General features: G+C 44.3%; 22 protein-coding genes. 10 read left to right on the forward strand and 12 right to left on the reverse strand.

Features of this window, described 5'->3' with window-relative positions; genetic code table 11:
• Positions 1-110: 110 nt before the first annotated feature.
• Together ADM98_RS03105 and ADM98_RS03110 are read left to right on the forward strand one after the other, a co-directional pair.
• Positions 111-1943 carry a GGDEF domain-containing protein gene (locus ADM98_RS03105; protein ID WP_235504827.1) on the forward strand — a complete coding sequence of 611 codons (1833 nt, stop codon included), beginning with the start codon at positions 111-113 and terminating at the stop codon, positions 1941-1943.
• A gap of 10 nt (positions 1944-1953) precedes the next feature.
• Positions 1954-3741: a GGDEF domain-containing protein gene (locus ADM98_RS03110; protein WP_053452216.1), complete on the forward strand. Its 1788-nt coding sequence runs from the start codon at positions 1954-1956 to the stop codon at positions 3739-3741.
• A gap of 56 nt (positions 3742-3797) precedes the next feature.
• Here the strand turns inward: ADM98_RS03110 and ADM98_RS03115 are convergent, their stop codons facing one another.
• The 3 genes from ADM98_RS03115 to ADM98_RS03125 are packed head-to-tail and all read right to left on the reverse strand — an operon-like array spanning position 3798 to position 6068.
• Positions 3798-4442 carry a hypothetical protein gene (locus ADM98_RS03115; RefSeq protein WP_053452217.1) on the reverse strand — a complete coding sequence of 215 codons (645 nt, stop codon included), beginning with the start codon at positions 4440-4442 and terminating at the stop codon, positions 3798-3800.
• On the reverse strand, positions 4439-5611 hold the full coding sequence (locus ADM98_RS03120; RefSeq protein ID WP_035412637.1) for a DEAD/DEAH box helicase: 1173 nt from the start codon (positions 5609-5611) through the stop codon (positions 4439-4441). The genes ADM98_RS03115 and ADM98_RS03120 overlap by 4 nt, the downstream gene beginning before the upstream one ends.
• Before the next feature lie 28 nt (positions 5612-5639).
• Positions 5640-6068, reverse strand: coding sequence for a hypothetical protein (locus ADM98_RS03125; RefSeq protein ID WP_053452218.1), 429 nt, complete (start codon positions 6066-6068; stop codon positions 5640-5642).
• A gap of 339 nt (positions 6069-6407) precedes the next feature.
• Between ADM98_RS03125 and pflB the strand changes: the two genes are divergently transcribed.
• The 3 genes from pflB (at position 6408) to abc-f (ending at position 11380) form a co-directional block, all read left to right on the forward strand.
• Positions 6408-8657 (forward strand): formate C-acetyltransferase, encoded by a 2250-nt coding sequence (gene pflB / locus ADM98_RS03130; RefSeq protein ID WP_053452219.1) that lies wholly within the window; start codon positions 6408-6410, stop codon positions 8655-8657.
• Between the two features lie 31 nt (positions 8658-8688).
• On the forward strand, positions 8689-9408 hold the full coding sequence (pflA, locus tag ADM98_RS03135; RefSeq protein WP_053452220.1) for a pyruvate formate-lyase-activating protein: 720 nt from the start codon (positions 8689-8691) through the stop codon (positions 9406-9408).
• Positions 9409-9679: 271 nt separating this feature from the next.
• Positions 9680-11380, forward strand: a complete 1701-nt coding sequence (gene abc-f, locus ADM98_RS03140; RefSeq protein WP_053452221.1) for a ribosomal protection-like ABC-F family protein — start codon at positions 9680-9682, stop codon at positions 11378-11380.
• A gap of 74 nt (positions 11381-11454) precedes the next feature.
• Here abc-f and rsgA read toward each other — a convergent pair whose 3' ends face one another.
• Positions 11455-12504: a ribosome small subunit-dependent GTPase A gene (gene rsgA / locus ADM98_RS03145; protein ID WP_053452222.1), complete on the reverse strand. Its 1050-nt coding sequence runs from the start codon at positions 12502-12504 to the stop codon at positions 11455-11457.
• A gap of 273 nt (positions 12505-12777) precedes the next feature.
• Here rsgA and ADM98_RS03150 point away from each other — a divergent pair, with 273 nt between their 5' ends.
• The 5 genes from ADM98_RS03150 to ADM98_RS03170 are packed head-to-tail and all read left to right on the forward strand — an operon-like array spanning position 12778 to position 16249.
• Positions 12778-13155: a lmo0954 family membrane protein gene (locus ADM98_RS03150; protein WP_053452223.1), complete on the forward strand. Its 378-nt coding sequence runs from the start codon at positions 12778-12780 to the stop codon at positions 13153-13155.
• A 49-nt stretch (positions 13156-13204) separates the two neighbouring features.
• Complete coding sequence (locus tag ADM98_RS03155) at positions 13205-13822, forward strand: PspA/IM30 family protein (protein ID WP_053452224.1); 618 nt, start codon at positions 13205-13207, stop codon at positions 13820-13822.
• 59 nt (positions 13823-13881) lie between these two features.
• Positions 13882-14601: a cell wall-active antibiotics response protein LiaF gene (gene liaF, locus ADM98_RS03160; RefSeq protein WP_053452225.1), complete on the forward strand. Its 720-nt coding sequence runs from the start codon at positions 13882-13884 to the stop codon at positions 14599-14601.
• Positions 14598-15623, forward strand: a complete 1026-nt coding sequence (locus ADM98_RS03165) for a sensor histidine kinase (RefSeq protein WP_053452226.1) — start codon at positions 14598-14600, stop codon at positions 15621-15623. Before liaF ends, ADM98_RS03165 begins: the two co-directional genes overlap by 4 nt.
• Positions 15620-16249 carry a response regulator gene (locus tag ADM98_RS03170; protein ID WP_023467256.1) on the forward strand — a complete coding sequence of 210 codons (630 nt, stop codon included), beginning with the start codon at positions 15620-15622 and terminating at the stop codon, positions 16247-16249. Before ADM98_RS03165 ends, ADM98_RS03170 begins: the two co-directional genes overlap by 4 nt.
• A gap of 100 nt (positions 16250-16349) precedes the next feature.
• On the opposite strand, the gene ADM98_RS03175 is transcribed toward ADM98_RS03170, so the two are convergent.
• The 8 genes from ADM98_RS03175 to ADM98_RS03205 form a co-directional block, all read right to left on the reverse strand.
• Positions 16350-18041 (reverse strand): b(o/a)3-type cytochrome-c oxidase subunit 1, encoded by a 1692-nt coding sequence (locus ADM98_RS03175; protein ID WP_053452227.1) that lies wholly within the window; start codon positions 18039-18041, stop codon positions 16350-16352.
• Position 18042: 1 nt separating this feature from the next.
• The gene (locus ADM98_RS03180; RefSeq protein WP_053452228.1) at positions 18043-18513 is read right to left on the reverse strand and encodes a cytochrome c oxidase subunit II; all 471 of its coding nucleotides are present in this window, start codon (positions 18511-18513) and stop codon (positions 18043-18045) included.
• Between the two features lie 12 nt (positions 18514-18525).
• Positions 18526-18639, reverse strand: coding sequence for a cytochrome C oxidase subunit II (locus tag ADM98_RS17225; protein WP_235504821.1), 114 nt, complete (start codon positions 18637-18639; stop codon positions 18526-18528).
• Between the two features lie 224 nt (positions 18640-18863).
• A complete protein-coding gene (locus ADM98_RS03185) occupies positions 18864-19577 on the reverse strand; it encodes a Crp/Fnr family transcriptional regulator (protein WP_235504822.1) in 714 nt (237 codons plus the stop codon).
• Between the two features lie 160 nt (positions 19578-19737).
• Complete coding sequence (locus tag ADM98_RS03190) at positions 19738-20883, reverse strand: CDP-glycerol glycerophosphotransferase family protein (protein ID WP_053452229.1); 1146 nt, start codon at positions 20881-20883, stop codon at positions 19738-19740.
• A 57-nt stretch (positions 20884-20940) separates the two neighbouring features.
• Complete coding sequence (gene tagD, locus ADM98_RS03195; RefSeq protein WP_053452230.1) at positions 20941-21330, reverse strand: glycerol-3-phosphate cytidylyltransferase; 390 nt, start codon at positions 21328-21330, stop codon at positions 20941-20943.
• 18 nt (positions 21331-21348) lie between these two features.
• Positions 21349-22518 carry a CDP-glycerol glycerophosphotransferase family protein gene (locus ADM98_RS03200; RefSeq protein WP_235504823.1) on the reverse strand — a complete coding sequence of 390 codons (1170 nt, stop codon included), beginning with the start codon at positions 22516-22518 and terminating at the stop codon, positions 21349-21351.
• Positions 22519-22582: 64 nt separating this feature from the next.
• Complete coding sequence (locus ADM98_RS03205) at positions 22583-23965, reverse strand: aldehyde dehydrogenase (RefSeq protein ID WP_053452232.1); 1383 nt, start codon at positions 23963-23965, stop codon at positions 22583-22585.
• Between the last annotated feature and the right edge of the window lie 7 nt (positions 23966-23972).

The raw sequence follows: 23972 nt of genomic DNA on the forward strand, positions 1-23972 counted from the left end.
TTTCAATTTAAATATGAAAATAAATGTGAATTCATACTAGATATCGGGTAATGATATAGCATATTTCGTTTTAAGCAGGTGTTGCGAAAGGAGGAGTTTCCGTGACACGGATGATCCAAAATCTCTACCTTACCGTCTCCATTTACTTAGTTGTCACTTATACCTTGCTATCGCTATTACCACTAGATCGTTCACTACAACTTTCAGCAATCATCAGTTTAACCGGATCATTTGTTATTTTCGTACTTAGTCTATTGGGTTCTCTCCAGCATCCTTCTTTCATGTATAGATGGTTATCCATTGCTTTCTTTGCTTATTTCTTTGGAGATTTGCTGAATATGATGGGACGTCTCTTGCAATGGGACGATGTTAATTTGAACGTTTTGTTAGATGTTCCTTATACGATTCATTTAACGATGATGGTTATTTTCTTTTTTCAGCAATTGGATTTAAGGCTATTTCAAAAACAAAAGTTATTGATTCTCGACTCTTTGACATTGTTCACTGTCTCTATGATTGCTGGATATATTGCGATTTTTCGCTTTATCCCCTCTTATACACGAACGATGCTCGAGCAAATCAGTTGGACCTTCTATGCCTTCTTGACGATTTTATTGACGTTGTTCTTTTTCTTACTTTACGCTTCCGGGTTAAAACGGAATGTTTCAAGATTAAGCTTCATCTATCTAGTACTCGGGACATTCATTCTCGGTATGACAAACTTTATTTTTTATACAACATTATTGAACGGTGAACCACAAATAGCAGGTCAGTTGCTTCCGTTATATCCACTCAGCAGTCTGTTTCTCATCGCTTTTATGAATACTCGTACCCTTCCGATTATTCGTGAACAGCAAGTTACTCTTATTCGCGTCGAAACAATCATGCGTTCCTTAATGGCTTATATCTTATTATCTGCGCTAATTCTCTATATTACATTCTTTCCTGTCTCCCGAATCTTTTTCTTGCTGTCTGTCGGCATTACGTTTTTATTGTTTTTAACGCGTCAGCTTTTTTCATATCGGGAAAATCTACGACTATTACAGGAAACAACCGCACTACAAACGAATTTAGAAGATATTGTCCATCAAAAAACGGCATTGTTACAATTGCGAGAACAAGAACTAACGTCCTTATTTTTATCCTATCCAGAAATCGTTCTTGAAATCGATGACATGTATCACATTCGATCGGTTAACCCAGCGGCGGCAGCTACAGGATGGAACGATTTTCCACTTGGACCGAGTCAACGTTGGCAATTAAATCAACTCATCCCTCTGCTAAAACAGGAACAACTGAGCTTTCCGTTTCATCTATTGCATATACCTGCTACAGAGGAACATCCAGAATATTTTTTGAATACGACCGTGATCGATGTCCCAGATCAGAAGCGCTATTTTGTCATCTTAGCGGACGTTACGGAAGACCACCAACAGGAAGTATGGCTCGAACGGATGGGATATCACGATTCGCTTACGCGTTTACCAAATCGACGTTACTTTGAAGAGCAGCTTTATCTCATGCTCCCGACTCTAGATTACGGCTCCTTGTTATTCATTGATTTGGACGGCTTCAAACAAATCAATGATACCTACGGACATGATATCGGTGATTTACTGTTACAAGAAACAGCAATACGCCTGCAGTCCATGGCGATGACAACGGATCTCGTTGCACGTCTTGGGGGAGATGAGTTCTTGATTTTCATTCAGGCATCAGCTTCGGAAACACGACAATTTGCTGAACATGTTCTCGAAGTCCTGAATCATCCGTTCTTTATCGACCCACATACGCTTCATATCACACCTTCCATCGGGATTTCCTTATATCCTGAAGATGGTAAAAGTTCAGAACAGTTATTGATTCGGGCAGATGAAGCCATGTATCACATCAAGAATACCGAAAAAAATAACTTTTTATTCGCAACTCAAATCAAACGTTAGGAGGAATTGCATGGTTAAATCAAACTATTTCACGCGTTGGTTCCCTGCCATGCTGTTGATTTCCTTTGCCTTAATGATCCTTGCTACATGGACACCCTCCATCTCTAATCGAATCGTGGAACAAGGGCTTCAATATGTATCACTTTGCTTGATTGCATATTTTATTTTGACTGCCTATCGCAAGGAACAAACATTGGTCGTACCCCGACGTAAATTTTGGCTGATTGCTTTAGGATCGCTAGTTTTATCCTGTATTGGGTCCATTCTTGAAACTTTGCGCTTCTTTGATTTAGATGGTTCAGTTCCCGCCGTGTACAGTCTGATTTTGTTTTCGTTATCCCATTACGTCTTTTTATACGCTATCTTTTATCGAATCATCACAAAACGGACACTCGGACAACACGTGCTCGCATTCGTAGATGCCGCCATCATTGTTGTTTTCATCGGACTTGTCGCGTTTCACGTTCTCAATGAACTGACGAATCCAGGGCTTCAAACTGTTCCCTATGCCATTATCGTCATTACGAACACGTCGCTTGGTTTGTTTGTTTTCTTCTATTTCACGTTCATCCAAGAAACACACTGGGTATCCCGGATGGCGTTATTTTTATTATTCTTGTCCATTTTCATTCGCGGTATCTTTGAAATCTCAAGTGTCTATTTTCCAGATTTCTCAGCGAATTATCTGCTATTCTTCCCGATATTGATTCGCTTAGCGCAAAGTGCAGCGATTTTATGGCATGTTGATCATATTGAAGAAGGAACTGCTCGAACGAAGGTCATTCCCCGTTCGTGGCTTCCTTTACTAGCCGTTCCTTTATTCATCCACTATATGGTGGAACAAGAAGGTGGAAAACTTGATATCTTTATCATCTTATTTTTGTTAATCGTTCGACAAATCTTGATTGCTCGGCAGCATGGATTGATCGTCGCTCAATTGCATGAACGAAACGAACAACTCGCTTCACGCATCGAGCATCGAAAACAACAAATCCAAGAGAGCGAACAGCAAGTGATTCCACTTTTTCTCGGTCATCCTGATCCGATGATTCGACTTGATCAATTCGGAACTGCTCTATACGCAAATTTAGCTGCACAACGTTTGTTTCATTTGCCCGATATGACAATTGAACAGGTTCCACGTACGATGCGTCACTTGTTAGAGACACTTGAAACAGATATTGATGAGTATGAAGATGAACAGCAAAAACAGTATGAAGTCATTGATATTCCAATTCAAATCGCTTCGACTTCAATGGGACGATTTACGATTTTACATGATATTACTGAACGAAAAATTCGACAGAAGCAGATTGAGTACCATGCTTACCATGACGCTTTAACAAGTATCGGTAACCGTCGTTCCTTAGAACGAGATTTTTCGGATCGTTTACCCGAGATGAATTATCTAGCAGTGGTCGATTTAGATGGTTTCAAGCAAGTCAATGATACGTATGGTCATGAGGCCGGCGATTATGTATTAATTGAAGTCGCAAAACGATTACATGATCATACGAATGCTTTAGAACAGGTGTATCGACTCGGTGGAGATGAATTTGCGGTTCTCTTGCAAGCTGATGACGAACTATCTTTACGTCGGAAATGTAAATCCTTCTTACAATATTTAAGACGTCCTTATGTATACAAGGGGCAATCTTTACTTGTTTCTGCAAGCATCGGTGTGACGGCACGTGATCAATCCGATCTTGAAACATGCTTAAAACAAGCCGACCTTGCGATGTACCGCGTGAAGCACCGGGATAAAAACGATGTCGCTTTGTATCGCGCCGATTCATGAAAAAAACCTAGCATGAGTTGCCTGCGATTGGGGTCAACTCATGCTAGGTTTTCGTTTTATTCTTCTGGTCTTGGTGCAATGTTACCTTCTTCGATATCAAGTAGCAAATCGATTAACTCTGCACAAAATTCGGGATACTGACGAAGTAACGCGTCTTCTCCCACTTCATCTACGAAATCGGTTAGCAAGGCAAGGACTTCAGGTACTAATGCGCGCGCTACCTTCATGTAGGCAATCGCAAAACGCCATTTCCCCGAAATGTAGAGTAGTTTCCCAACTAATAAATCACCCACTTCGACTTCAATCTCAGTCAAATCGGTCTGATACGTTTGTTTTGACATTAAATCAACGACGCCATCCGCCTCGACCTGAAATAATGAGGGCATCGGGTCTGCTAATCCACGTAAGGCACGATAGAGACTAGGAGACAACTCTTCTTTTACTTGCTCGAGAAAACGACCGTGAGGCGTTTTCCCTTGATCATCCGTTTCATAGAAGATTGCCCAGTCAACGAATAGGTCCCGGAACAGTTCAGCATCTTTTAAATACCAACGTCCTTCTGTCGCGATCTCTTCAATGAAAGCGACCCAATCCGTACTACGTGCTGTTGCCGCCTCTTGATACATTTTCTTCAAGGCTGCATTCATTTCCGCTTCAGAAACCGTCGTCGGAAATGGAATTACTTTTCGATCGTTCTTCATTTCGATCGCCCTTTCCGGTGAGGAGTAGCCGGTCGCTTAATTGTCTGAGGAGCTGTGAATTCACGTTTTGGAATCACTTCACCACGGTAAATTTCCATTGGTTCCATCTCAACACCCATTTGCTTCGCAAGTGTTTTTAAGTGCTTTAAGTCTTGATCCGTTACAAGAGCGAGTACCATCCCATTTGCATTTCCACGTCCTGTCCGTCCTGAACGGTGAACGAAATCGTCAAGCGACTCCGGCAAATCGTAATGAACGACGTGCGTGACCGCCTCGATATCAAGTCCACGTGCTGCAAGACCTGTCGTGACGAGTAAGGGGAACTCCCCTTTTTTATAAGAACGTAATGTCTCCATCCGCTCACGTTTCCCTTTTTCAGCGTCTAGAATCCGATACTTTAATGAGAATTTACTCAATTCGCCATTCAACGGACCGAGGAAAGAACGATTGTTGATGAATGTGAGTACTTTTGATCCTTGCATGTTCGCAAGACGACGTAACAATTCTGGTTTTTGACGACGTGATGTCTCTAGATAACCAAATGTTACTTGAGTGCTGACGGCACGTTCGACACGAATCGTTTCAGGATCGTTCGCAAGCGTCCGTCCCCATTCTGCTGTCCGTTCTGGTAACGTCGCTGATACGAATGCCAGTTGACGATCGCGTAATGCACTGTTTGCGATCCGCGTCGCCGAGTCACTCATACCACTCTCATAGATTTGATCCGCTTCATCTAAAACAATCAGTTTCACTTTATGCATCTTCAGCTTCTTTGAATCAATCAACTCGACGAGACGTCCAGGTGTACCAACAATGATTTGTGGTTTTTTCTTCAATCGCTCATACTGTCGCTTCAATTCAACGCCGCCAATGAATGCACCGGATTTAATACCACTTCCTTGAGCAAATAATTGGATGACTTGATGAATTTGCATGACGAGTTCTCGAGTTGGTGCTGTGATGACGACTTGTACGTGAGGCTCTTCTACTTCAATCTTTTCTAAAGCTGGAATGACATAGGCAAGCGTCTTCCCTGTTCCTGTTGGGGCTTCAGCAAGAACATCTTTTCCTTCGCGCAACAATGGAATCGCTTGTTCTTGAACAGGCATCAACTCCGTAAAACGTGCTCGCTCCCATGCTTCCTGTAAAAATGGTTTTGTAAAATTCATAACGATTTCTCCTACTCTCTTAATTCCATCATGCCGTTACGTATTCGACATGATCTCCTGATCCATCACGGTAACCCCGTAACGTTTGTGTATATTCATTCCCTGCATCGAGCAATCGAATGTGGAACCGGATTTCTGTTTCATCAGCTTCTTCTTCTAGAATCTCAAACCCTTGGATGACACGATCCTGTAACTCAGCAGCGAGTGCCGGATACTCTGCAAGACTTGCATACGTCGCTTTTACATCCACTGGACGACGAACAAGCGCAATCCAATACGATTCATCATAGCCGATAAAGTCTTCATAATCAAAATCATCTTCAAATCGAATCCAGAATCCATCGCTTTCGAATTCCGTGATCATACCAGTTCGTGTTGAACCGTCCGAACCGATTTTTAGCGAGACCCAGTCTCCTGACTGATAGTCTCCTTGTTGTGTTAATGACACATACTCCATTTGGCACACCTCCACGTTCTATATTCCCTTTTTCATTGTCAACGATACGTCCTAAAAACACAAGATACCGTCGCGTGACATTCCTCACAGTTTCAACTGTTCTAATAACTCTTTTTCAATTCCACTCATACAGTTTCTAGAAAACCTTGAATTAGCAACACCAAACTGTTTTTTCTGAACTATTCTCATATGAACACAGAAATAAAGAAAGCGCGTCATATCAACGTTTCTTCACTTGTTAGAACATTCACATGAACGTAAAGGGAATACATCCCTCCTTTTGTTACACTATTCACATAAGGAACTGATGAGTAACTCAATTCTAAAGGAGTGGTATCTATGTTATTAGAGAAAACGAGTGGCTGGGCGACCTTTACGTCTGGTGAATGGGTAAACGCAATCGATGTCGCAAACTTCATCCGGCTCAATCGCACGGAATATACAGGAGATGATCACTTTTTAGTTGGTCCAACGCAAGCAACGGAACAACTCTGGCAACAAATTCTACAGCTGACGAATGAAGAACGACAACGTGGTGGAGTTTACGCCGTCGATGCCAAAACACCTTCAACAATTCTATCGCACGATGCGGGTTACCTCGATCGATCACTTGAAAAAGTCGTCGGCTTGCAGACGGACGAACCGTTCAAACGTTCGATTCATCCGAATGGCGGAATTCGCATGGTAAACGACGCTTTAGCTGCTTACGGATTTGAAGCAGATGAGACCGTGACGAAAGTTTTTAGTGAATACCGGAAGACACATAACCAAGGCGTTTTCGATGCCTATACGCCAGAAATGCGCGCCGCACGTAAAGCTGGCATCATTACAGGACTACCAGACGCCTACGGACGCGGTCGAATCATCGGCGACTATCGTCGCGTCGCTTTGTACGGTACAGCACGTTTGATTGAAGATCGCAAACGGGACTTGAAAGTGCGCGGCGGATTCCTCTCTGAATCAATGATTCGTGATCGCGAAGAGATGAATGAGCAATTACGTGCCCTGACGGAACTGACTGAACTCGGAACACGCTATGGTTTTGATCTCTCTCGTCCAGCGGAAACAGCACAAGAAGCGTTCCAGTGGGTCTACCTTGCTTATCTCGCTGCGATCAAGGAGCAAAATGGTGCCGCCATGTCACTCGGTCGGGTTTCGACGTTCTTCGACATCTATATCGAACGTGATCTTGCGACGGGTCGACTAACGGAAGAAACAGCACAAGAACTCGTCGATCATTTCGTTATGAAGCTTCGAATCGTCAAGTTCTTACGGACACCAGACTATAACGATCTCTTCTCGGGTGATCCGACGTGGGTTACGGAATCGATTGGTGGGATGAGCGAAGATGGTCGATCAAACGTAACGAAAAGTTCATTCCGCTTCCTGCATACGCTCTCGACGCTTGGTCCGGCACCGGAACCGAACCTAACTGTTCTTTGGTCCACTCAGCTTCCACGTGGATTTAAGGAGTTTTGTGCGAAAATGTCGATCGTATCGAGCTCGATTCAATATGAGAACGATGATCTGATGTTACCAGTCTACGGTGACGATTATGGCATCGCTTGTTGTGTCTCCGCGATGCGGATCGGTAAACAGATGCAATTCTTCGGTGCACGGGCGAACCTTGCGAAAGCATTACTCTATACGATCAATGGCGGAATCGATGAGAAGCTCAAAATCCAAGTCGCCCCAGCAACACCATTGATGCTTGATGAAGTACTAGATTACGAAACCGTCATGGCGGCTTACGATCGTCAACTCGATTGGTTAGCAGAACTATATGTCAACACTCTCAATGTCATTCACTACATGCACGATAAATATAGTTACGAACGGATTGAAATGGCCTTACATGACCCAGAAATTTTACGGACGATGGCATGTGGTATCGCTGGATTATCGGTCGTCGCTGATAGTCTATCTGCCATCCGTTACGCGACAGTCCGTCCGATCCGGGATGCAGACGGTATTGCAGTTGATTTCAAGATTGAAGGCGAATTTCCGAAGTTCGGGAATAACGATGAACGGGTCGATCAAATGGCTGTCGATCTCGTGACACTATTCATGGAAAAAATCCGTAAACATCCCACGTACCGGAGTGCACTCCCAACACAGTCTGTTCTGACGATCACTTCAAATGTCGTCTACGGTAAAAAGACAGGGAATACACCAGATGGTCGTCGCGCTGGCGAACCATTCGCACCGGGGGCTAATCCGATGCATGGACGTGATACGCGTGGTGCTGTCGCTGCTCTGACATCTGTCGGGAAACTACCTTATGAACATGCACTCGATGGTATCTCGTACACGTTCTCAATCGTTCCAAAAGCACTTGGTAAGGATGACGCAACACGTATTCGCAATACGGTCGGTTTACTTGACGGATATATGGGTGGTACAACTTCAAAAGGTCATCACTTGAATGTCAACGTCTTTGACCGTGAGACTTTACTCGATGCCATGGAGCATCCGGAGCAGTATCCACAATTGACGATTCGAGTATCCGGCTATGCCGTCAACTTCATTAAATTGACGCGTGAACAACAAATTGATGTCATCAATCGAACATTCCACGGTTCTCTCTAAATAGTTTAGTATGTGAAAGGAAGTGAGCAGGATGACGCAAGGGATGATTCACTCTGTTGAATCATGTGGAACGGTCGATGGTCCAGGCATTCGATTCATCGTCTTTACGCAAGGGTGTCCACTACGATGTCAATATTGTCATAACGTCGATACCTGGGAATTTGGTTGCGGACGTCGTGTTTCAGCAGACGAAGTCATAAAAGAAGCGATCAGCTATCGCTCCTTCTTCGAGGCAACAGGTGGCGGAATCACCTTCTCTGGAGGTGAACCACTCGCTCAGCCAGAATTCCTGGAGGCTGCTTTAACAGAAGCGAAACGAAATGGATTGCATACTGTCATCGATACCGCAGGATCAGTGATTCCGAAAAACATCGATGCGATTCTCGATGCGACGGATTTAGTTCTACTTGATGTCAAACATATCGACGATGCCGCTTGTCGTGTCTTGACCGGACGGAGTAACGCTAATACACTCGCCTTCGCAAAACGCCTAGCTGAGCGAAACATCCCCGTCTGGATTCGCCACGTTCTTGTCCCAGGCATTACGATGTCTGAACGTTTCCTGCGTCAGACCGGTGAGTTCATCCGAACGCTCGGAAATGTCGAGCGTGTCGAAGTACTTCCATATCATCAGCTTGGAGTCTATAAGTGGGAAAACCTCGGTCTTGCTTATCCGTTGACGGACCTTCTTCCTCCTTCGCCAGAAGAAGCAGATGCTGCACAAACGCTTCTTGAATCATACTTGTGTTAACTTTTCCATTTTGTTACAATGACGTCATAGATTATGAACAGGAGGTACAACACCGAAATGAAGCAATCACTCGTACACGTCGCTTGATGAATGAAATCATCTCTTTCGCAATGCAGTTGCGGATGTCTGACGCTACGAGTCTGCTCTTTTTCGGTGTGACCGGTCATTGGTCATCGCCTTCTTTGAGTTACTCCTGCACACCATCCGCGCGCTTCGGATGGTGTGTTTTCATTTCATCTTACTGGAAATGAAACCTAAAGGAGCTGCTTTTATGCCTACTGAAACACTTACGATTCAACACCTATCGATGGATTACGACGAACGACGCCTTTTCTCGGACGTCTCCTTTCATATTCATGCTGGCGAACACGTCGCTTTGATTGGTCCGAACGGCATCGGAAAAACGACATTGTTACACTTAATCGCTGACCAACTTCAGCCGACTGACGGTTCGATCAAGCGTCATTTCAAAAAACTCGGTCTACTATCACAACACTTCGTAGCGGGCAATCACACCGTTCTCGATGTCGTCGAACGAGCAGATTTAGTCCGTTATCAACTTCGCGCTGACGCCATGAACGGTGACTTGACGGTCTATCAACAAGCACTTGATCTGGACGCCTTCTCGCTTGAAGCAGATGCGACGCGCGTCTTAAAAGAAGTGAAACTAGATGAAGTACTCTGGAGACACGAAGCATCCAGTTTAAGCGGTGGTGAACAGACACGCCTTCAACTTGCCTGTCTACTTCTGTTGCGACCTGATTTCATCATTCTCGATGAACCGACGAATCACCTGGATCAAGAGACACTCGATTGGCTCACCGAATGGGTCAACACGTCACGGGTCTCGATTCTCTATGTCTCACACGAACGATTTTTCATCGATGCGACGGCAGATGCCGTCATTGAACTATCCGAATCAGGAGCAACGCGGTATAACGGAAACTACCAGTTCTATAAAGAACAAAAGGAACATCAAGCCTTGTCACAGCAACGAGCGTATGAAAAACAAGAACGCACACGCAAAGAACTAACCCGCATGATCCAAGGCTATCGGCAGTGGCATCAAAAAGCTTCGGATCAAGCTAGTGAACGCGATCCATATGCGAAAAAGAAAGCCGCTAAACACGCAACAAAGGTCAAAGCAAAAGAACAACAGCTTGAACGTCTGTTAGAGGACCGTGTCAAAAAAACCGAGGTCGCACCGACTGTTCACGTAGCATTCGAACATGAAGCGATTCATGCGAAGCGACTCGTTTCGTTCGAACACGTCACATTTAGGCATGGGACGAAAACCATTCTAAACGACATCTCATTTTCGATCGATCGCAGTGACCGGATTGCCGTTACTGGACCGAATGGAAGCGGAAAAACGACCTTACTTCGTCTCATTGAAGGAGAATATATACCGAATCAAGGGAGAGTGCTACGCCATCCTCGATTAAAAACCGGCTATTTTTCACAAGCCCTTTCCCACTTACCGACGTCAGGTACTTTGTTAGATGCATTACTCGAATTCGGAACAATGAGTGAAACGGATGCCCGGACGTTGCTTGCCTGTTTTTTATTCCGGCGCGATGATGTTTATCGGTCGATTACTGACGCCAGCATGGGTGAAAAATGCCGAATTGCTTTCTTACGCCTTTATTTTTCTGGTGCGCATCTGCTTATTCTAGATGAACCGACTAACTATTTGGATCTCGCAACACGTGAACAAATTGAAGCCGCACTTGATGTCTTCCCGGGCGAACTCCTCTTCGTCTCTCACGATCGCTATTTTACCGATCGTCTATCGAATCGGACATTTGATTTAACGGCTGGATTCGAAGATCATCCAGTTGGAACTGCTACCGTACGAAACGCGCGCCACAGTGACCTTGAAGCAATTCAATCCGATTTAACCCGGCTCGATGCTTTAACGGGGATCGTACCGTTTAATACGGCATCCAATGAATCTCCAGAAAAAGAATAATGCGAAAAAGCATCTGCACTGAGAAAGAGACGTACTCTTTCTTCGTTGCAGATGCTTTTCGTATGTCGTTCGTATTATCGCTTTTGATACTTCACTTTCGTATGCGCTTGTGCTTGTTTGTGGATTTTTTTCCACTTGTCTTTCTCCGCTGCCTGTAACGCAGCGTTTTGCTTACGTTCCGCATAAGCGATTTCTCGTTTTAGCTTTACGAAGCTATTCCAGCGCTCGGTGGATAACATTCCATCCTGTAAAGCAGTTCGTACGGCACATCCTGGTTCCTTGTCATGTTCACAGTTTCGGAAACGACAGTTCTCAGCAAGTTCTTCAATATCGGAAAAGGTCGACGATAAACCGTCACTTCCATCCCACAAGGCTAATTCCCGCATCCCTGGTGTATCGACGAGCAATAGACCATTCGCAAGTCGTTTCAGTTCGCGATGCGTCGTCGTGTGACGTCCCCGTTCATCGTCTTCCCGTACGCCCCCTGTTTCCATTAACTGTTCTCCAGCTAAAGCATTGACAAGCGTCGATTTCCCGACACCAGACGATCCAACTAACACGATCGTCTGCTTGATTTGTAACTGTTCACGCAACGCTTCTAATCCGTCACCGCTCAAAGAATCAACGGCAAGGATTGATGTTCCGAACGCGACTGCTTCGACAGCCTGTAGTTCCATTTCGATCGACGCCATCAAACTCTTTTTCGTCAGGACGATAACAGGTGTCACCCCTGCATCCCAAGCAACTGTTAAATAACGTTCCAGTCGACGGACGTTGAAGTCATGTCCAAAAGCCATGACAAGCAAGGCGACATCGACATTCGCGCAGATGATTTGTTCCTCGGTTTCTGTGCCCGCTACTTTTCGCGAAAATTGAGACGATCGAGGTAAAACACGCTCAATCCGTCCCTTCCCCGGTTCTCGCTCTGTTTGAATGATCCAGTCTCCAACTGCCGGCAATTCTGCCTTTGTCGAAGACTGGAAACGCAGTTTACCAGACAGTTCGCTGAGCGACTCTCCTGATTCGGTTACGACCTGATAATGTGTTTGATAGACAGCTATGATCCGTCCTAATCGTTCTGTTCCTGTCGTTTCGTAGACAGGTGGTGTACCCCATTCGTTCAAATGGTTTCCTCCTCTGATTTAAGGGAGGGAAACCCCTCCCTGGTTTCCGACACATGTTACTTTTTTAGCGTTGATAGTTGCACTCATCAACATCACTCCTCTCAATTCGATTCCTTTCTAGAATATCATATCAAGCGTTCATTCTGATAGCGCTTCCCTCAAAGTCAGACCTTCTCTCCGCCTTAAGTCCGAGAGCAAATACGGTCCAAAGAGCGTCGTGTGAATCAAGGGACTCCCGTATCATAAAGGTATTAACACAAGGGAGGCTTCCTCATGAAGCAATCGAAAGGAAAACAAGTGCTGATGATTCTTGCGGGACTGGCATTACTCGCCGTTGTCATCGGAACATTACCTCACATGATCGGACTCGGTTTAGGAGCGTTGCTCGCATTCTATTCCATCAGTAAGTTCATGCAGTCAAAAAATTGGCCAGCTAAACTTGGCTTCGGATTCATCGCAGCCATCGGGATCGGTCTTGCCCTCTCGAACATCTGGGCTGTCATCGGAATCGTCGCGGCAATCGCATTGTACGTCGGTTACATGCGTATGAAATTACAGCGCGTCGACGTTCAAAACTTATTTGCCCGCCGCCGTACATCAACGACGCACTTTGAAACCGATTGGAAAGACCTAGACGAAAAACGATTTTAATCAAAAGCATGACCCTATACCATTTGCCACTTCCAAGGAGGAATTTTTCATGAAGAACGTATTTGATCAACTCAATGATTTTGCGACACAGATGATGACAGAAGTCAAAAAAGCAGCCGAACAGGGCGAAGTACCTGCTAAAAAACTGGTTCGTCATATTCGCTCAACCGAAGCTGATTTAAAAGAGATCGATCGACTCCTCGAGCGTCAACGGACGTTATTACAAGAGTTGACACAGAAACAAGAAGAAGCGAAGGATTTAGCCGACAAACGTTTCAAGCAAGTGGAAATCGCAAACGAAGCCGGTGAACAACAACTGGCTGAACGTGCAGCCATCGAATCGAAACATTATGGTGAGCAATACCGGTTCTTCGAAGAACTTGTCGCTGAGACGAAACGCGAGTTGAACGAGCTAGAACGCGAAGCGCTCGAGTTGAAATTAAAGCTAGAAGATTTACAAAATAAACGGTACGAATGGATGATGCGTGAAAACGTCTCGAACTTAAAAAACAAGATGAACCAGGTGCTAGATCGTGAACCAAATGCTACTATAAAGGAAGAAGCACATCCGTTCACAGCGGAAGAACCAGAAGCAAAACAACCTGTCGTCGATGAAGATGATATCGATGCGCGTATCGCTGAGCTCGAGCGCCGCATTCACCAATAAGCAGTCAATGGCGAAGGAGGCGTATGCCTCCCTTTGTCATGTTAGAAAGGAGATTGATCGTGCGACGATTAAGTACGAAACAACTGGTCGGTTACGTATCGATCCTGTTCGCCCTCGGTCTGTTCTACGACCTATTATCCGGTGCAGGAAACGTATTATTTGGTGTCTTATTTCCTTTCCTGCTGTATTACGTCGGAATCCATTTCCGGCGCCGTAATCATGAAAAATTAGCGATTCTATTCTACATCGTCGGTACGATCATTCTTGCTGGCGTTGTTCTCAGTTCGGCTGCCATCGGTTTTGTCATTGCCGGGATTTTGCTCTATCTTGGGATCATTCTCGTGACACGGCATTCCGTCCGCGAATTTTTATTTTCACGGATTGCACCGCATCAATATGAAGAGGAAGGCATCAAGATTCAGCCCGCTTATTCCTTCTCGACCCAAGCCGATGCACCGTACGTCTTACAGGATTTAAGTGAACAGTTCATCGTCAAGGATTTAGAAATTGATTTGACGCACGCTTATGTCCCGGAAGGTGAGACTTTGATTGTCGTTAGTGGCGTCGTCGGGGACGTCCGAATTCTGTTACCGTCCGGATACGACTATACGCTCGATACGTCAATCGGCTTCGGAAGTGTCAAGACGGACATCCGCCGGATCCCGACCTTCTTTAATCGACGTATTCAATTTCGAGCACCTGAATACAGTGAGGCAACGCGTAAAGTGCGTATTCATGTCATGCTCGGCATTGGCAATGTGGAGGTGTCTTCGATATGAAGCGTGATCAATTCCCGCTTGGTGTCATTGCGCTCCAAGTCATGACGGGCTTTCTGACAGCCGTCATGACGACGTTATTGTTCTTAAGTACACGTCAAGTCGATTGGCATGTCCTCTTTGTCCGTCAACAAGATTTCCCTGTCCTTCTGCTCGTCATCGGACTATCGTTACTTCTGCCGCTTGCGATCGGAAGCATGCATTACTTTTTCTTAAGACGTGACTTCAAGCGTGTCACGACTGCCATCATTGAACTCGAGCAAGGAAAGGATGTCACGATTGTTCCAGGTCCCTACTTTCATACGTTGACACGTCTGTCGCGGATCGGGAAACGCATCGACGAACAAGTCGAAACGGTACAAAAGATCAGTACGCGTCCGCAACATGTCGAACAAGTAAGAGTTCAAGCTGTCACAGAAGAACGCAAGCGACTCGCACGCGATCTGCACGACTCCGTTTCGCAACAGCTCTATGCTATCTCGATGATGACGACAGCTGCCAAACAAACGATTTTGTCTCAACCTGAAGCTGCAGCTAAACAGATTGAGATGGTCGAAACGATGGCGCAAACGGCTCAGTCTGAAATGCGTTCCCTGTTGCTTCAGCTCCGTCCCGTCGAACTCGAAGGGATGACGTTGCAACAAGGACTTTCTCAGCTACTCGAAGAATTATCTAGAAAGCAATCCACGCAATTGAGCTGGAAGTTAGAAGAGATGTCACTGCCACGACAAATCGAAAACGAGCTATTCCGAATCGTCCAAGAAGGATTAACAAATGCACTACGTCATGCAAAAGCGTCTCATATGGATATTGAACTCCGGCAATTCAACGAAACGATCATCCTGAGCATGAATGATGATGGTGTTGGGTTCGTCGTTGATGAAAAAAAACTTGCTTCTTACGGCATTAATTCAATGCGGGAACGAACGGCTGAGATGGGCGGAACGATCCGACTCATCAGTGTTCCAGGGCAAGGTACCCAAATCGAAGTAAAACTTAGAAAAGATCGGATGGTGCAAGTATGATACGCGTATTATTAGTAGATGATCATGAGATGGTCCGGGCCGGTGTGTCTGCTTTCCTTTCCACACAACCAGACATCGAAGTCGTCGCTGAAGCATCGGATGGTCAAGCGGGAGCCCTGCTTGCGCTTGAACACCGACCGGATGTCATCTTAATGGATTTAGTGATGGAGCCAGTCGACGGTGTCGAAGGAACACGATTGATCCGCAAAGACTGGCCGGAAGCAAAAATTCTTGTCGTGACGAGCTTTCTCGATGATGAGAAGGTCTATCCTGTCATCGAAGCCGGTGCGATGAGTTATGTCTTAAAGACAGCTAGCGCTTTTGATATTGCAGAAGCGATTCGTAAGACCGCAAACGGTCAATCTGTCATGGCAGCACAAGTGACGGGTAAAATGATGGAACGTCTCCGTCGTCCCACGACACATTTGCATGATGATTTAACGGAACGTGAGCAAGAAGTCCTTCAATTGATGGCACGTGGTATGGCGAACCAAGAAATTGCAGACGAATTATTCATTTCCTTAAAAACTGTCAAGACACACGTCTCGAACATCTTATCAAAACTCGATGTCGTAGACCGCACACAAGCCGTCGTCTATGCCTTCAAGCATAATCTCGTCAAATAAGATTTAGCACTTCATTACTTATTCCTTCAGCTCACGCAAGAACCCCAGATTGTCTCCTACTCGGAAACAATCTGGGGTTCTTTGCTTTTCGTTATATCATTTACCAGAGCTTCCATCCTGGAGCGCCTGGAGGAGCATTTTCGATCATATGCCAGATTGGTACCGTATACGCAAACGCAATCAAAGCGAATGTCACGAAGATCCATAACTTCCAGTTCTCAAAGAAGAGTGGCGTTGCCATCGCTTCTTCTTCTGTTTCAGCGATCGGAAATTCTTCCGTTCCTTTTGGTGTCCGGAAAGCAAGCTGGAACATGGCATATAAGAACAAGAGAATCGAGATGAACAAAATCGTTCCACCAATCGCCATGGCAACATGATACGGAATCCAGTCGGCGACGATCGAATCCTTGAAATAGCCGGCCGGACCGGTCCGTCTTGGATTACCGAGTAGACCTGAAATATGCATCGCCGTCGACATGAAGAGCATTCCGATCGTCCAGGCAGCCGTTTGAATAAGCCCGATACGATTCATTGCCGCTGTCAACGTCCGACCACGTAAGAGAGGAACAAGCCAGTACGCTGTTCCGAAGAACGTCAATGCCACAGCGGCACCGACCGTAATATGAAAGTGTCCGGTGACCCATAACGTGTTGTGGACGATGATATTCAGTTGATGCGATGCATTGATGACACCACCCGCACCTGCAGGAATGAAGAACAACATCCCGATGAACGGTGCAAGGAAACGGACATCACGATACGGCATTTTTTTCACCCAACCAAATATCCCAGTCGCTCCTTTTCGACGTCCAGCGAGTTCAAATGTCGCAAACATCGAAAAAGCTGTCATCAATGATGGAATGATGACGAGGAACGTCAAGACGACTTGGATATACTTCCAAAATGCTGAGATTCCTGGTTCTAACAATTGATGGTGAAAACCGACCGGGAACGAAAAGAGTAGGAACAATAAAAATGACATACGTGCTAACGCGTCAGAAAAAATCTTTCCTCCAACGATTTTCGGAATGACGGTATACCAGACAATGTAAGCAGGTAACAACCAAAAATAGACGAGTGGATGACCAAAGTACCAAAATAGTGTCCGCGATAGTTCAATTCCGACCTTATCCGTCCAACCGAGGGATAAAGGAAGTAACTGAAAGAGAATCGTCGCTGCTACGCCGAGTGTCGCAACGACCCATAACAAGGCAGTCATGATACTCATGTACGCTTGCAGGGGTGGATGAACACCAGGGTGTTCCCGCTTATAATCAGCATACATGCGGAACATGGCACCCGAAGCAATCCATGTTCCGACGACGAAGATGACGAGTCCGATATAAAATACAGGATGTGCCTTGAGTGGGGCATAGAATGTATAGAGGACGGAAGCTTCTCCTGCAAGTACCATCCATGTGACGAGGATGACACCAAGAATCATGAACCAGAATCCGACCCATCCGAGACGTCGTGGAAAATCTTCAAATCGTCCAAATGATTGACCTAAAAATGAGAACAATAACCCAAAAATGAATAGTGTCGTAAAGACGATCGCAAGCATTAATCCATGAGCGGTCAGAAGCTCATAATATCCGATTCCGGCGATTTCTGGGATGGCACCTGTACGTACCATCGTTTGCAATAGTCCACATAAACCACCGATCAATAAGGCAACGAGTGAAAAACTAACATGCGCGAAGGCAAGTTTCGCTTCTTTAATTCCGATGACAGTAGCCGGCAGACCACGCTCCATCTCAAACTGTCTTAGTTTTTTAGAAATGGCATTCATCTTATTCCACCACCTTGATTTTAGTTGCCATCATATGATGACCTGATCCGCAATATTCGTTACAGACGACAAGATATTCGCCTGCTTCCTTGAACGTATACTCGATTGAATTAATATGTCCGGGAACGACCATCATGTTGACGTTTGTCTTGACGATTTCAAATCCATGTACGACGTCCTTTGATGTCACGAGAAAATCGACCGTCGCCCCTTTAGGTATGACCATATCTTTTGGTGTAAACTGAAAAGCTTGTGAAACGATGACTGCTTCGTAACGGTTGTCATCAATCTTCTTTAGCCCTGGCTTATCGAATGGTTTCGTTTGATCGACTTTCGTCGGGTCAATCAACGTCGCATCGGATGGCGGTTGATTCCCAGATGCAAAGGCTGATACACCGATGATAGTCAAGAAGACTGCTAACATCGCTACTCCGAAGATCAACCAGATTTTTTCTAGACGATGAATATGCATCGTAACTCCCCCTTAACGTGATATAAATAATAGAAAGATTGAGCTCCACATCCCGATGATGACACCTGCTACAATCAGGACAGCAACGAATGTTCCTTTGAGGTTCGATTCTGTTTTTTTGCTCACGGTGATTACTCCTCTCCTGCTTTGAACTTGTCTTAATTGTAAGAATTCAACAGGTCAGGAAACTGTGATAAACATCACTTTAAATGTGAAGATTCCGCAGTTTCTATTTCGAAAACACACAGAAAGTTCACATCTAAATGAGTATAGAAAATTTTTCTACATATAAAAAATGACGTGAGACAGGAAAATCCTGTTTCACGTCGCGATTATTCTTAGATCAGCTATTAAATTCGACAAACACCTGCCGGACACCCTTCACAATGACACAGATCCCGTAGATATTGTGGATCATGAATAATGATTTCTTTTGCCGTCATCGAAATAATCCCTTCTTTTTTCCACTGAGAAAACATACGATTAACGGTTTCACGTGGTGCACCGATCAATTGACCAAACTCCCCGTCGGATGGTCGCTTCGCAAGACGGTAAGTTTCCCCCAGTTGTTCTCCTTCCATCGCAATCAGGCGAAGTAACGTCGAAGCTAATGCACCTGGTTTTCCAAAAAGTAGTAAGTCACGTAGTTTCGTTTCTGTCTGTTTCCGCATCAATGCTTGCCATCGCATGATCTCAAGCGCAAAGGCACCGTCTTTTTTCATGAGCTCTTCTAATTGGTTTTTTGATAAGAATCCGATGATGCTATCTTCCATCGTTTCGATACTGTAGGAACTCGGAAAAGCTTCTCCTACATCAAATTCACCAAACAAATCTCCTTTGAAGTATAAAAACATGAGTAATGGACTGCCTTTTTTCGTCAACTTCGATAGTTTGACGCCTCCTTGTTTCACATAAAACAACTTATCGTTCATTTCCCCTTCCCAACAGACGATGGAATCCTTTTTGAACGTCGTTTCTGTCATGAAGCTTTCAAGCAACGTTCGTGTCTCTGATGATAAGACGAACGTATTGGCTTCAGTCGTTCCACAAGTTAGCATATCCATTTCTCCTCTCCTCTTCTTCTGCTTTTAGTATAGAACATCACAGTCCAAAAGAATGGATTTTCAAAAGATTGTCAAACTTTGTTCAACATTTCACATTTATACTTTAAACATTACCTGACGACTGCTTTTGAGAGTACAAAAGAAATCGTCAGGACTGATATCATTGATCTACGCCATAGTAATGATGAACGATTCGATTGACTGCTTGACCAGGTGTCTGATCATACCAACTGGTTTGAAACTCCTGCATATGCTGACGACATTCTTCAAGTATCGCATCAGACATGACCCACTCTATCAACTGCTCCATCCGCTCTGTTTGTCTGACAGGTAGCGGCTTCGGATACTGATTGATAAGTCCTGGTAGTTGTCGGTATGTGTCAATATCCGGTGTATATAAGAACGCAGGAATTTTCAGCAGACAGCTTTCAAATGGAATCGAAGAATAATCGGTCACAAGAACATCTGTGATAAGCAGATAATCATTGATTGGATACGTATCGTCTAACAAATGCACATACGGAGAACGATCAGTAGAAAGTGCCTGAATCGTCGGATGTAATTTAACGAGAATCGTCCACCCCGATTTAGCGAGTTGTTCGAATTGTTGAATCGTTTGGTCTTCCATTCCTTTGTTTTCTCGATATGTCGGTGCATACAATAAGATTCGGCGGTCAGATTTTACGAACCGCTTTTTAAGTTCAAGTAGCTTACGCTCTCGCTGTCTCTCGTCGAACCAATAATCTGTTCGTGGCATGCCGAACGGTTTAAAGTGGGATCGTTCTAGATCATGCGGTATCATAAATTGTTCAGCACAACGCATTCCGGGAACAATAAAATCTCCGTATTCTTGATAAACACGTCGAAATCGTTTTTGTGCCTGCGTTGACATCGAACGAGTTTTCGATGAGGTCAGTCCAAATTGTTTTAACGTTCCAGCGGCATGCCACAATTGAATCCGTCTTGTATGTTTTCGAGTAGAGGCAACACTGAATTCTCCAATATAATTATCTAAAAAAATATAACGAGAAGTAGCTAAATGATAAGACATCGTAATCAATCGCATAGGATGATAAGCAACTTTACGACTGACATTCCAATAATCTGTCGCCCGCATATAGCGTTTATCGAAGATGAGAACTTGCTTTTGTTGTTTTTTTCGCTGATTTAAGCGAAGATGTATCGGCATCGCATTTTCACCATAGCTCATCCAAAATAACGTTTTTTCTTGAACGGGTAAAAAGCAAAATAGTTTATAGACTATTCGAAAGATGAATAAATAGATCGAAATAATCATTGAACGCATATTTAGTGACTCCCTTAAAAAAGAGACCTCACTTCCGCGAGGCCTCAACATTATTCATTAATTCGAGCCAAGCTCATTTTTAATTTGGCTAGTCGAGATTCCTTCAGTACGCTCTAAGTAAACGACTTCACAATGATCTTTCAAAAAGTCGAACTCACCTTTCCAGTCATCTCCCATTACAAATACATCTACACCATGTTTTTGAACGTCTTCTACTTTTTGTTCCCAGTTGTTTTCTGGAATAACTTCGTCTACATATCGAATGGCTTCTAAAATCAATTTACGATTCTCATAATTATGATACGCTTGTTTATGCTTAAGACGATTGAATTCATCTGTCGAAATTGCAACGATGAGATAATCACCCATTTCTTTAGCTCGACGCAAAATGTTGATATGTCCCCAGTGTAACAAATCAAATGTACCGTACGTAATGACCTTCTTCATCTAAAAAACACTCCCCGTTTATTTAATATTCTCTAAGATATCCATTGCAGCTCTTTTTGCTGCATGACCGTCATCCCATTCACAATAGTGACGACGAAATGCTTCACTCTTCAAATTGAATCGTCGCTCCCACGAATCAATTTGTCTAATTTCTTCAAAAAGAAGTTGTTCGTCTTGAATCAACGGACCCGGTGCTTCTTTCTCAAAAGAAAAATAAAATCCTCTCAAGTGATCACGATAATGTTTGAGATCATAGGTGTAGAATAGCATAGGACGTTTCAAGTGCGCATAATCGAACATCACAGAGGAATAATCCGTCACCAAGATATCTGCCGCTAAGTATAGCTCAGAAATTTCAGGATATCTAGAGGCATTCTTAATCGCTGATACAGCACTCAAATCCAGTTGATTTCCAACAAGATAATGGAGTCGTACAAGCATCGTATACTCATCACCAAATTCTTCATCGAATCGTTCAATGGAGAAAGGTAACGTAAATGAGTAGTTTCCTTGTTCAGCGTAATCATCATCTCGCCATGTTGGAGCATATAAAATAATTTTTTTATCGGATTCTATTTGATAATGTGCCTTTACCCGCTCGACAAGACTTTCCTGCTTTTCATTTTGGTACAACACATCATTTCTAGGATATCCGATTTCTAACATTTTGCCTTCGTATCCAAACGCTCTTTTGAAAATTTTACTAGAGTATGCGTTCGGAGAAAGAAGAACATCCCATTTTGCTGACTCTCTTATGAAATCTTTTTTATAGCGATCAGTTGATGTGTTCGCCATTCGGACATCAGTCATATCAAGCGCTAATTTTTTTAATGGTGTACCATGCCACGTTTGATAATATAGAGTACCTTTTCGTTTCACTAGCCACGAAGGAAGGCGGCTATTGGACACCCAAACGCGAGAAGTAGCTAATAAAAAAATCCATTTGATCGTCATCCGATTCACAGATGTTACATGTTCATCCGTTATAGAAACACCGCGTTGTTTGCTGATAATCAGTTCTAAGCCGGCGTTCATCTTTTTCAACTCATCGTAGATGGCTTTAGGACTATCATTGTATTGTTTGCCCAAAAAGCTTTCGAACATGACACGATTTTTCCGTACCGGAAATAAGGTGAAGATTCGCATCATGGTCCGAAGACTTCGCTCCACCATACCTGTTTTTTTCATGAGTCGAATTAATTTCTTCTTCACAATCAAAATCCCTCTCATACCATATATTCAATACAGCTCATCATAACAAAAAGCGCATCCATTTGGAATTGGTATTTGTTCGCATGTAGCGGAACGGTAGATCAAATGCCGTCGTGTTTTTGACGATTCCTTTTCGATGGCTGAACGTCTCGAAGCTATATTTCCCGTGATATCCACCCATCCCGCTTGCTCCGACTCCACCAAATGGTAAGTGGTGCTGTGCGACGTGCATCAGTGTATCGTTGATACATCCACCACCGAACGAAATCCGTTCAAGGATACGATGTTCGACGGCTTTATTCTCTGTGAACAAATAAAGAGCAAGCGGCTTGTCACGATCATTGACGAACGTGATGACTTCCTCGATTTCACGATATGTGAGTACAGGTAGAATCGGTCCAAAAATTTCATCTTGCATCAATGGAGCATCCGTCGCCACATCCGTCATGACAGTCGGCGCCATCTTACGGGTTTCTGGATCTACTTGTCCTCCAAATTCAATCGTACCTTGCGTCAAATAACTGCTTAGACGCTCCAAATGGTCGTCTGAGACGATTTTGACGTACGAAGAAACACCAACACCGTTCCCGTACTGTTTGAAAGCTTCTTCTTCAATCAATTGCAGGAAGCGTTCTTTGACATCTTCGTGAATCAATACGTAATCCGGAGCAATACATGTTTGCCCAGCATTTAACCATTTCCCCCATGCAACCCGCTTGGCTGCTAGACGAAGGTCCGCATCCTTGTGCACGATTGTCGGAGATTTCCCACCTAGCTCAAGCGTGACCGGTGTCAAATGTTTCGCAGCTGCCTGGTGCACAATTTTTCCGACACGTGTGGAACCCGTAAAGAAGATATAATCAAAGCGCTCGTTCAACAAGGCGCTACTGACTTCAGCATCCCCTTCAATGACGATTCCGAATCGTTCATGGAAGGCCGTTTCAAAAACTTCTCGTAATACACGAGAGACGTTCGGTGTCAGCTCGGATGGTTTAAGGACGACCGTATTCCCAGCAGCAATCGCGCCAATAACGGGAGCGAGTGCTAATTGGAATGGATAGTTCCATGGTGCGATAACGAGAACATTGCCATATGGCTCGTACTGAATTTCACTTTTCGATCCGATATGCAAGAGAGGTGTTGCTACACGTTTTGGTCGTGCAAGTCGACGGAGTTGTCTTTCCATCCGTTGAATCTCTCCGTAAACGAATCCGATTTCAGTTGTGAACGCGTCATGCTGTCCTTTATTAAGATCCTGTTTTAATGCTTCATAAATCGCGGCTTCATGCGTTTCGATTGCTTGACGTAAGAATGTCAGCATACTTAAGCGAAAGGCTAGACTGCGTGTCGCACCTGTTCGGAAAAAGTGGCGCTGCGTCTGAAGGCGTTCTGATAGCACTGTTTCTGTAATCGTTGTTTCCATCCGAGAA

This window comes from Exiguobacterium sp. BMC-KP (genome assembly GCF_001275385.1).
In the GTDB taxonomy this organism is placed as follows: Bacteria; Bacillota; Bacilli; order Exiguobacteriales; family Exiguobacteriaceae; genus Exiguobacterium_A.

What these genes read in the sequence shown, in the direction of transcription:
- ADM98_RS03190 (WP_053452229.1), bottom strand. Translation starts at nt 20,883, where the DNA reads ATGCGTTCAATGATTATTTCGATCTATTTATTCATCTTTCGAATAGTC.
- ADM98_RS03185 (WP_235504822.1), bottom strand. Translation starts at nt 19,577, where the DNA reads ATGGATATGCTAACTTGTGGAACGACTGAAGCCAATACGTTCGTCTTA.
- abc-f (WP_053452221.1), top strand. Translation starts at nt 9,680, where the DNA reads ATGCCTACTGAAACACTTACGATTCAACACCTATCGATGGATTACGAC.
- ADM98_RS03175 (WP_053452227.1), bottom strand. Translation starts at nt 18,041, where the DNA reads ATGAATGCCATTTCTAAAAAACTAAGACAGTTTGAGATGGAGCGTGGT.
- pflA (WP_053452220.1), top strand. Translation starts at nt 8,689, where the DNA reads ATGACGCAAGGGATGATTCACTCTGTTGAATCATGTGGAACGGTCGAT.
- ADM98_RS03125 (WP_053452218.1), bottom strand. Translation starts at nt 6,068, where the DNA reads ATGGAGTATGTGTCATTAACACAACAAGGAGACTATCAGTCAGGAGAC.
- ADM98_RS03170 (WP_023467256.1), top strand. Translation starts at nt 15,620, where the DNA reads ATGATACGCGTATTATTAGTAGATGATCATGAGATGGTCCGGGCCGGT.
- ADM98_RS03200 (WP_235504823.1), bottom strand. Translation starts at nt 22,518, where the DNA reads ATGAAAAAAACAGGTATGGTGGAGCGAAGTCTTCGGACCATGATGCGA.
- ADM98_RS03110 (WP_053452216.1), top strand. Translation starts at nt 1,954, where the DNA reads ATGGTTAAATCAAACTATTTCACGCGTTGGTTCCCTGCCATGCTGTTG.
- ADM98_RS03155 (WP_053452224.1), top strand. Translation starts at nt 13,205, where the DNA reads ATGAAGAACGTATTTGATCAACTCAATGATTTTGCGACACAGATGATG.
- ADM98_RS03150 (WP_053452223.1), top strand. Translation starts at nt 12,778, where the DNA reads ATGAAGCAATCGAAAGGAAAACAAGTGCTGATGATTCTTGCGGGACTG.
- pflB (WP_053452219.1), top strand. Translation starts at nt 6,408, where the DNA reads ATGTTATTAGAGAAAACGAGTGGCTGGGCGACCTTTACGTCTGGTGAA.
- ADM98_RS03105 (WP_235504827.1), top strand. Translation starts at nt 111, where the DNA reads ATGATCCAAAATCTCTACCTTACCGTCTCCATTTACTTAGTTGTCACT.
- ADM98_RS03165 (WP_053452226.1), top strand. Translation starts at nt 14,598, where the DNA reads ATGAAGCGTGATCAATTCCCGCTTGGTGTCATTGCGCTCCAAGTCATG.
- ADM98_RS03120 (WP_035412637.1), bottom strand. Translation starts at nt 5,611, where the DNA reads ATGAATTTTACAAAACCATTTTTACAGGAAGCATGGGAGCGAGCACGT.
- ADM98_RS03180 (WP_053452228.1), bottom strand. Translation starts at nt 18,513, where the DNA reads ATGCATATTCATCGTCTAGAAAAAATCTGGTTGATCTTCGGAGTAGCG.
- ADM98_RS03205 (WP_053452232.1), bottom strand. Translation starts at nt 23,965, where the DNA reads ATGGAAACAACGATTACAGAAACAGTGCTATCAGAACGCCTTCAGACG.
- tagD (WP_053452230.1), bottom strand. Translation starts at nt 21,330, where the DNA reads ATGAAGAAGGTCATTACGTACGGTACATTTGATTTGTTACACTGGGGA.
- ADM98_RS03115 (WP_053452217.1), bottom strand. Translation starts at nt 4,442, where the DNA reads ATGAAGAACGATCGAAAAGTAATTCCATTTCCGACGACGGTTTCTGAA.